The organism is Candidatus Symbiopectobacterium sp. NZEC135 (assembly GCF_025962695.1).
This window is the reverse complement of the sequence record NZ_JAGFPF010001290.1, coordinates 1-554: the sequence shown is the minus strand read 5'-3', so window position 1 is coordinate 554 and position 554 is coordinate 1. Positions and strand designations below refer to the sequence as shown.

At 46.4% G+C, this 554-nt stretch carries 1 pseudogene; it reads left to right on the top strand.

Going from position 1 to position 554, the window contains the following annotated elements:
* Window positions 1-319: pseudogene (locus J5224_RS33870) on the top strand (peptidase T); the annotation flags it as partial.
* Window positions 320-554 lie beyond the last annotated feature (235 nt).

Here is a 554-nt window from a genome sequence, read left to right as displayed (position 1 = left end):
TCTTGGATTGCCGCCAGACTGCTATATCGAAGTGACCATTACCGACACCTATTACAATATGCGCGAACAGGTTGAACAACATCCGCACGTTATCAGTTTGGCGCAGCAAGCGATGCGCGATTGCGATATTGAACCTTGTCTCAAGCCTATTCGCGGTGGCACGGATGGTGCTCATCTTTCTTTCCAAGGGTTGCCTTGCCCCAATCTGTTTACCGGCGGCTACAACTTTCATGGGAAACATGAGTTCATCACGCTGGAAGGCATGGGAAAAGCTATGCGCGTCGCAGAGTTGACGGCATTGCGCGCAAAAGCGTTATAACGCGATTAAATAGGTCAATGATGATTTGATGCTGGGAACGGTTCCCAGCATTATGTTTAACCATGACAACAAGCTTTATCACACCGAGTTTGCTCATTCCTATTGGTTCGTTGTCAATTGTACGGAATCGCTCGCATAAGGAAATGAAGTAAGAATGTTTGATACTATATGATCGCCAACGTTGTTCCTTTCTTTAATGAGAGACAGATCCGTTGAGGTCTCTGTGATGGAGTCA